Raw genomic sequence first — 9450 nt, forward strand, 5'->3', positions numbered from 1 at the left:
CGTCGTCGATCGAGGACCGCATCGCCGCGCTGCCCCCGCACCTGCGCGAGCAGATGCGCCGCCGCCTCTCCGGCCGTTCCCAGCAGGCCGACGCCATCAGACCGGCTGACCGCTCCAAGCCGTTGCCACTGTCGTTCCCGCAGCAACGCCTGTGGTTCCTCGACAGCTTCCAGCCCGGAGGTTCGGGCTACAACAGCGCGCTGGCGCTGCGCCTGACCGGGAGCGTGGACGTGGCCGCGCTGACCGCGGCCCTGACCGGGCTGGTGGCGCGGCACGAGTCGCTGCGCACCACGCTCGACGAGGTCGACGGGGTGGGCGTGCAGGTCGTGCACCCGCCGTTCGACCTCGCCCTGCCCGTGGCCCAGGCACAGGACGACCTGGACGAGCTGCTGGTCGAGGAGTACTCGCGTCCGTTCGACCTGCGGCAGGGACCGCTGGTGCGGGCACTGCTGGTGCGGCTGGCGCAGGACGAGCACGTGCTGCTGGTGACCGCGCACCACGTCGTCACCGACGGCTGGTCGATGGGCGTGCTGACCGAGGAGCTGGGGGAGCTGTACGGCGCGGCCGTGGCCGGACGGGAGGCCGTTCTGCCCGCGTTGCCGCTGCAGTACGCCGACTTCGCCGCCTGGCAACGGGAACGGCTGTCCGGTGACGCGTTGCGCGGCCAGGTCGAGCACTGGACGCGGCGGTTGAGCGGCACCACGCCGCTGGAGCTGCCCACCGACCGGCCGCGGCCGCCGGTGCGCACCACGAACGGCGCCGTGCAGTCGTTCACCATCCCGGCCACGACCACCGCGGCGCTGCGGGCGCTCGCCCACGATCGCGGCACGATCCTGTTCTCGGTGCTGATGGCCGGGTGTCAGGCGCTGCTGGCCCGGTATGCCGGTCAGGACGACGTGGCCGTGGGCACCGTGACCACCGGCCGCGGCCGCCCCGGCCTGGAGCGGCTGGTCGGCTTCTTCGTCAACACCGTCGTGCTCAGGTCCACAGTGGACAGCAGGGTGTCCTTCGCCGAGTTCCTCGACCAGGTCAAGGAGAACGTCAAGGAGGCCTACGCCCACGACGAGGTGCCGCTGGAGCACGTGGTCGACGCCCTGCGCGTGGAGCGTGACGTCAGCCGCAACCCGTTGTTCGACGTGATGGTGCTGCTGCAGAACGCCGAGCGCACCCCGCCGACCCTGCCGGGCCTGGCGGTCGACCAGGTCGGGTTGTCCCGGCGGGACGCCATCTTCGACCTGACGATCGAGTTCCAGGAGCGGGACGGCCTGCTCGACGGTGTGGTGGAGTACAACACCGACCTGTTCGACGCCACCACGATCGCCCGCCTCACCGACCACCTCGTGCGGTTGCTCGGCGGCGCGGCGGCCGATCCGCGGCGGCCGCTGGGTGAGCTGCCCTGGCTGTCGGAAGCGGAACGCGACCAGGTCCTGGTGGGGTGGAACGACGCCCACCGCGCACCGGTCGAGGACACGATCACCGGCCGGTTCGCCGAGCAGGCGCGCCGCACGCCGGACGCGCCCGCGGTGGTCTTCGACGACGTGGTCCTCACCTATGCCGAGCTGGACGCCCAGGCCAACCGGCTCGCCGGCGAGCTGATCGGGCTCGGCGTGCGGCCGGAGGACCCGGTGGGGCTGCTCGTGGAGCGGTCCGCCGACCTGGTCGTCGCCGAGCTGGCGGTGCTCAAGGCCGGTGCGGCGTACGTGCCCCTCGACGGTCGCGCACCGGTCGAACGGACCCGGCGCGTGCTCGCCGACTCCGGGATCGCGGTGGTGCTCACCGATCCGCGCAACCGGGACGTGGTCACGTCCGTCCACACCGGACAGGTCGTGGTGCTCGACGGCGATCGGACCGGCGCCGCTGATCCCGCCGTCGTGGTGCATCCGGACCAGCTCGCGTATGTCATGCACACTTCGGGGTCCACCGGCGTGCCCAAGGGTGTCGCCGTGCGGCACCGTGACGTCGTGGCGCTGGCGCTGGACTCGCGTTTCGCCACTGGCGCGCATGACCGGGTGCTGCTGCACTCGCCGTCCGCGTTCGACGCCTCGACCTACGAGCTGTGGGTGCCGCTGCTGCGCGGTGGCCAGGTCGTGGTCGCGCGGCCGGGTGACGTTGACGCCGATGCGATCAGGGACGCCGTCGCTCACGGTGTGACCGCGATCTGGCTGACCGCCGGACTCTTCCGGTTGGTCGCCCAGGAGGCACCGGAGGCGTTCGCCGGGCTGCGGGAGGTGTGGACCGGCGGTGACGTGGTGCCGGCGGCCGCCGTGCGCGGTGTGCTCGCCGCGTGCCCCGGCCTGACCGTGGTCGACGGCTACGGCCCGACCGAGACGACGACGTTCGCCACGTCGTTCCCGATGACGGACACCGTGCCCGACGTCATCCCGATCGGCCGGCCGCTGGACGGCATGGCGGTCTACGTGCTCGACGAAGGCCTGCGCCCGGTGCCCGTCGGGGTGCCGGGAGAACTGTTCCTCGCGGGCGCCGGGGTGGCGCGCGGCTACCTCGGCCAGCCGGGCCTGACCGCCGAGCGGTTCCTGCCCGACCCGTTCGGCCCGCCCGGATCCCGCATGTACCGCACCGGCGACATCGGCCGCTGGCGCGCACACGGCGTGGTGGAGTTCGTCGGCCGCACCGACGACCAGGTCAAGATCCGCGGCTTCCGGGTGGAGACAGGGGAGATCGACGCCCTGCTCGTGCGCCACCCCGAGGTCGCCCAGTCGATCACCGTCGCCCGCACCGACGACGGCCGCAAGCAGCTCGTCGCCTACCTCGTGCCCGCGGCGGGCACAGTTCCGGCGCACGCCGAGCTGCGCACGTGGCTCACCCGCGAGCTGCCCGACTACATGGTGCCCTCGGCGTTCGTGGTGCTGGACGCGCTTCCGTTGAGCGGCAACGGGAAGGTCGACCGCCGCGCGCTGCCCGCACCCGAGGCGCACCCGGCCGCCGACCGCCACGTCGAGCCCACCACACCGGTGGAACGGGAGCTGGCCCGCGTCTGGGCCGAGGTGCTGCGCGTCGACCGCGTCGGGATCGAGGACAACTTCTTCGAGCTCGGCGGCGACTCGATCCTCAGCATCCAGCTCGTCGCCCGCGCCCGCAGGGCCGGTATCCGGTTGTCGTCCAAGGACGTCTTCCTGCACCCGACCGTCGCCGAGCTGGCCGCGACCGCGTCGGCGGTGGCCGACAGCGTGCCGGACGCCCCGGTCGCGGGTCCGGCGCCGTTGACGCCGATCCAGGAGTGGTTCTTCGAGACCGCGCCCGCGAGCCCGCACCACTTCACCATGTCGACCCACGTGGAGCTGGCGCCGGACCTGGACGAACGGGCGCTGGCCACCGCCGTGGACGCCGTGGTGGCGCACCACGACGCACTGCGCACGCGCTTCACCCGCGCCGGCGACGGGCAGTCCGGTGGCGCTCGCCCCGGTGAGACCGCGACTCCCGGCGCGCCCACCTCGTCCCGCTGGGTCCAGGACCTCGCACCCACTGCACCGACCGGCGTCCTGCGGGTGCGCGACCTGGCCGGCCTCGACGGGCCCGCGCAGGAGGAGGCCGCCCAGGCTGACGCGCTCGCCGCCCAGTCGTCGCTCGACCTCGAAGCAGGCCCTCTCATCCGTGCGGTGCTGTTCCGCCTCGGCGACCGCTTCCGGTTGTTCCTGACCGTGCACCACCTCGTCGTGGACGGTGTGTCGTGGCGCGTGCTGCTCGACGACATCGACACCGCCTACCACCAGGTCGTCCGGGGTGAACCGGTCGCGTTGGAACCAGTGACCACCGCGTTCGCCACGTGGGCCCGCCGGCTGGCCGACCGGGTGGCTGCAGGCGAGCTGGACGCCGACCTCGACCACTGGACCGGCTTCGCCGCGTCCGCCCCCGCCGAGCTCCCGGTCGACCACGAAGACGGTGACCCCGCCGAGGACGTCCGGTCGGTCACCGTGCGGCTCAGCCCCGCCGACACCGACGCGTTGCTGCACCAGGTGCCGGGCGTCTACCGCACGCAGGTCAACGACGTGCTGCTGAGCGCGCTCGGCCGGGCGCTGGCCGAGTGGACCGGCCGCGACCGCGTGCTGGTCGGCCTGGAGGGCCACGGGCGCGAGGACGTGCCCGACGACCTCGACGTCTCCCGCACCGTCGGCTGGTTCACCAGCCAGTTCCCGCTCGCCCTGCACGTGCCGGCCGGTGAGTGGGGCGGTGTGCTGAAGTCGGTCAAGGAACAGGTCCGCGCACTGCCACGCCGTGGCCAGAGCTACGCGGCGCTGCAGTACCTGGCCGCTCCCGGCTCCCCGGCGGCGGCGCTGCGGGACGACCCGCACCCGTTGATCAGCTTCAACTACCACGGCCAGTGGGACGTCGCGGCCGACGACGACGGGCTCGTCCGCGCCCGGTGCGCCCCGCTCGGCCGCGACACGGCTCCCGGCAACACCCGCGCGTACCTGATCGACGTCGTCGGGCTGGTCGAGAACGGCCGGCTGGAGCTGACCTGGCTGTACTCCGGGCGTGTGCACGACGAGCCGACCGTGTGGGCCGTGGCCGACGCGATGATGCGCGGCTTGGCGGAGATCGTCGCGCACTGTGCCGAGCCGGACGCCGGTGGCCGGACGCCGTCGGACTTCCCGTTGGCGCACTTGGGCCAGGCGGCGGTGGACCGACTGGTCGGGACCGGTGCGGACGTTGAGGACGTCTACCCGCTGACCCCGTTGCAGGAGGGGATGCTCTTCCACGGCCTGGCGGATCCGTCGTCCACCGCCTACTTCGACCAGGTGCGGCTGCGGTTGACCGGTGTCGCCGACGAACGAGCCCTCGCCGCGGCGTGGCAACGCGTGGTGGACCGCACGCCGGTGCTGCGCGGCGCGCTGGTCTGGGAGGGCGTCGACCGGCCGGTGCAGGTGATCCGGTCCCGGGTGGACCTGCCGACGGCGCACCACGACTGGCGCGAACTGTCCGAACAGGACCGTGAACGGGCGCTGGAAGTGCTGGTCGCACAGGAACTCGACCTGCGCCGGGCGCCGCTGATGCGGATCGACCTGGCCCGGCTGTCCGATGACGAGGTGCTGCTCGTCTGGACGTTCCACCACGTGCTGCTGGACGGCTGGAGCCTCGCGCAGGTGTTCGCCGAGGTGTGCGAGCAGTACCGGGCGCTCACCGCCGGCAGCGCGCCCGAGGTGGTCTCGCGGCGGCCGTTCCGCGACTACCTGCGCTGGCTGGACGCGCAGGACCGGTCGGAGGCCGAACGGCACTGGCGTGCGGTGCTGGCGGACTTCTCAGCGCCGACCGCGTTGCCCTACGACCGCCTGCCCGCCCGCGACCACGCCACCGAGTCGTCCACGGCGGTGCCCGTGGCGCTCACCGCCGAGCAGACCGACCGGCTGCGCCGCACCGCCCGCCGGCACGGCCTCACGGTCAACACCGTGGTGCAGGGTGCGTGGGCGTTGTTGTTGTCCCGCTACAGCGGTGAGTCCGACGTCGTGTTCGGCACGACGGTGTCCGGGCGTCCCGGTGAGCTGCCGGGCGTGGAGCAGATGATCGGTCTGTTCATCAACACCGTGCCGGCCCGGGTTTCCGTGCGCGCCGACGCTGACGTCGCGACCTGGCTGGGAGAGGTGCAGGCCGCGCAGACGGAGTCGCGGCGGTTCGACTTCGTGTCGCTGGCGGAGCTGCGGTCGTGGAGTGGTGTGCCGGCGGGGTCGGCGTTGTTCGACAGCGCCGTCGTGTTCGAGAACTACCCGCTCAACGACGTCGCCGAGGTCGGCGGCATCCAGGCGACCGAGGTCCAGGCGCGCGACACGACCACTTTCGCGCTCACCCTCAGTGCTGTTCTCGACGAGCAGCTCCGCCTGGACCTCGCCTACGACCCGCACCTGTTCGACGCCGACACGGCCCGCCGTCTCGCCGACCGCCTGCTCCTGCTCGTCGACGCCATCGCCGCCGACTCCGCGCGACCGGTGTCGGACCTGCCGCTGATGACCGGCGACGAGCGGCGACTCGTGCTGGAGGAGTGGAACACCGCGGCAGCTGACGTGTCGGCGGCGTCGGTTGTCGAGGTGTTCGAGGCTCAGGTGCGTGCCACGCCGGACGCCACCGCTCTGGTGGTGGGGGATCGGTCGTTGTCGTTCGCGGAGTTGAACGCGTGGGCGAACCGGGTTGCTCGGGTGTTTGTGGCGTCGGGTGTGGGGCCGGAGCGGTTGGTGGCGTTGTCGTTGCCGCGGTCGGTGGAGTTCGTGGTGGCGTTGCTGGCGATCTGGAAGGCCGGCGGTGTGTACCTGCCGGTCGACCCGTCGCTGCCCGCCGACCGTGTGGCTTTCCTCGTGCAGGACGCGAAGCCGGTGTTGATCGTGCGGGACGCACTGCCCGAGGCCGACGGGTACGGCTCGGACGACCTGAAGCCGGTGGGGCCCGGCAATGCGGCGTACGTGATCTACACGTCCGGCTCGACCGGCCGGCCCAAGGGTGTGGCGGTCGAGCACGGCAGCCTGGTGAACCTGCTGGTGGCGCACCGCGAGGGTTTCGTCGAGGGGAACCGGCTGCGGGTGGCGTTGTCGGCGGTGTTCTCGTTCGACACCTCACTCGAAGGCATCGTGCTGATGGCCGACGGCCACGAGCTGCACGTCCTGGACGACGACCTGCGGCTCGACCCACCGGCGCTCGTGCGGTACGTGGCCGACCAGCGGATCGACTTCCTGGACCTGACGCCGTCCTACGCCCGGCAGCTCGTGGAGGCCGGGTTGCTCGACGGTGAGCACCGGCCGAAGGTGCTGATGCTCGGTGGCGAGGCGATCGGTGAGGACCTGTGGCGGCGGCTGGCGGATGTTCCCGGTACCGCGAGCTACAACTTCTACGGCCCGACCGAGTCCACAGTGGACGCGTTGTCCGTCCGGATCACCGGTGGTGGCCGGCCGGTCGTCGGGCGGCCGTTGCCCAACGTGCGGGCATACGTGCTGGACGCGGACCTGCGGCCGGTTCCCGTCGGTGTGCCCGGTGAGCTGTTCCTGGCCGGTGCGCAGCTGGCGCGTGGCTACCTCGGTCGTGCGGGGCTGACCGCGGACCGGTTCCTGGCGGATCCGTTCGGCGGGCCGGGGGAGCGGATGTACCGCACCGGTGACCGGGCGCGGTGGCTGGCCGACGGGACGCTGGACTACCTGGGGCGGACCGACGACCAGGTCAAGATCCGCGGTCACCGCGTCGAACCCGGTGAGGTCGAGGCGGCGCTGGCACGGCACCCCGAGGTCCGGGAGGCCGTGGTGATCGCTCGCCAGGTCGACGGTCACCAGCGGCTCGTGGCGTACGTGACGGGTGCGGGCAAGGACCTGCGCGCGTGGCTGGGCGACCGGCTGCCCGACTACCTGGTGCCCTCGGCGTTCGTGGAGCTCGACGCCATTCCGCTCAACGCCAACGGCAAGGTCGACCGCCGGGCCCTGCCCGCTCCCGACTTCACCGAGGCACGCGCCGAGCACGTCGCACCGCGCACGGACGTGGAACGGGACGTGGCCGACATCTGGTCCGAGGTGCTGGGCGTGCCCGGCATCGGCGTGCGGGACAACTTCTTCGAGCTCGGCGGCGACTCCCTCCTCAGCATCCGGGTGATCTCCCGGCTGCGGGCCGCGTTCGACGTGGAGATGTCGCCGCGTGCCCTGTTCACCCACCCGACCGTCGCCGGGATCGCCGCGCTGGTCGCCGAGTCGGCACAGGCCCGGCTGGACGAGATCCCCGTGGTGCCGCGCGACGGCGGGCTGCCGCTGTCGTTCGCGCAGCAGCGGCTGTGGTTCCTCGACGAGTTCGAACCCGGCGGCGTGGAGTACCTCTCGCCGTCGGTCCTGCGGCTGCGCGGTCCGCTGGACGTCGACGCGCTGGCCGCGGCCCTGACGGCACTGGTGGCGCGGCACGAGTCGCTGCGCACCACGTTCGACACGGTGGACGGGCACGGCGTGCAGGTCGTGCACCCGCCGCAGCCCGTCGAGGTGCCGGTGGTCGAGGTGACCGAGGAGGAGCTGGCGGACGTCCTGACCCGTGAGACGACCACGCCGTTCGACCTGGCACGGCCCGCTGGTGCGGGTGCTGCTGGCCCGGCTGAGCCCGGACGACCACGTGCTCTCCCTGGTGCTGCACCACATCGTGACCGACGGCTGGTCCAACGGCGTGCTGCTGGCCGAGCTGGGTGCCTGCTACGAGGCCGCGACGTACGGCAGGGACGCGAAGCTGCCCGACCTGCCGGTGCAGTACGCCGACTTCGCGGTGTGGCAACGCAACGCCTCGACCGAGGAGGCGTTGCAGGAGCACCTGGCGCACTGGAGGCGCGCGTTGGACGGCGTGCGGCCGCTGGAGCTGCCGACCGACCGGCCCCGGCCGGCCGCCCGCGGCAAGCAGGGCGCGCTGGTGCACTTCCAGGTGCCCGCCGAGGTCACCGACCGGCTCAAGGCCTTGGCCCGCGAGCACGACGGCACCCTGTTCATGGCACTGGTCGCCGCCTGCCAGGCGGTGTTCTCCCGCTGGTCGGGGCAGCAGGACGTCGCCGTCGGCACGGTCGTCTCCGGCCGCGACCGCACCGAGCTGGAGGGCCTGGTCGGGTTCTTCGTCAACACGCTGGTGCTCAGGTCCGCAGTGGACCCGGGGCAGGGCTTCGGACAGCTGCTCGGCCAGGTCCGGGAGACGGTGCTCGACGCGTTCGCCCACCAGGACGTGCCGTTCGAACGGGTCGTGGACGAGGTGCACCCCGTGCGCGACCCCAGCCGCACCCCGCTGTTCCAGGCGATGGTCGTGCTGCAGAACACCGGTGGCGACGAACCGCGCCTGCCGGGCCTGCACGTCGAGGAGCTGCCGCCACCGTCGGTCGCGGCGGGCTTCGACGTGTCGTTCCAGTTCCAGGAGTTCGACGGCCGCCTGGAGGCGGTGCTGACCTACGACACCGCGTTGTTCGACACCACCACGGCCGAGCGGCTGGCGGCGCACGTCGGCGTGCTGCTCGACGCCGCGACCACCGAGCCCGGCCGCGCCGTGGCCGACCTGCCGCTGCTCACCGACGACGAGCTCGCGACCGTGCTGGAGAGGTGGAACGACACCGGCACCGCGGGCCCGGCACCTGCGTACCACGAGGTGTTCCAGGACCGCGCCGCCCGCACGCCGGACGCGACGGCCCTGGTCGACGGCGAGCGGTCGTGGACCTTCGCCGAGCTCAACGCGCAGGCCAACCGCATCGCCCACCACCTGATCGCGGCCGGTGTCGGACCGGAGTCGGTGGTGGCACTGGCGTTGCCGCGGTCGGCCGAGCTGGTGCTCGCGATCCTGGCCGTGCTGAAGGCGGGCGGCGCGTACGTGCCGGTCGACCCGGAGCACCCGGCGGAGCGGATCGCGTTCGTGCTGGACGACGCCCAGCCACTGCTCGTGGTCGCCGCGGACGACACCGTCGCCGGTCTTCCGCACGTGCGGGTGGACGGTTCCGCTGTGGCCGCGCGTCCCGCA

2 pseudogenes are annotated in these 9450 nt (G+C 72.7%); both read left to right on the forward strand.

What is annotated here, in order from left to right:
- Nucleotides 1-53 precede the first annotated feature (53 nt).
- Nucleotides 54-7970: pseudogene (locus BBK82_RS35180) on the forward strand (amino acid adenylation domain-containing protein); the annotation flags it as partial.
- Between the two features lie 121 nt (nt 7971-8091).
- Nucleotides 8092-9348: pseudogene (locus tag BBK82_RS56915) on the forward strand (condensation domain-containing protein); the annotation flags it as partial.
- Nucleotides 9349-9450: the final 102 nt, after the last annotated feature.

This window comes from Lentzea guizhouensis, from assembly GCF_001701025.1.
Lineage (GTDB): Bacteria > Actinomycetota > Actinomycetes > Mycobacteriales > Pseudonocardiaceae > Lentzea > Lentzea guizhouensis.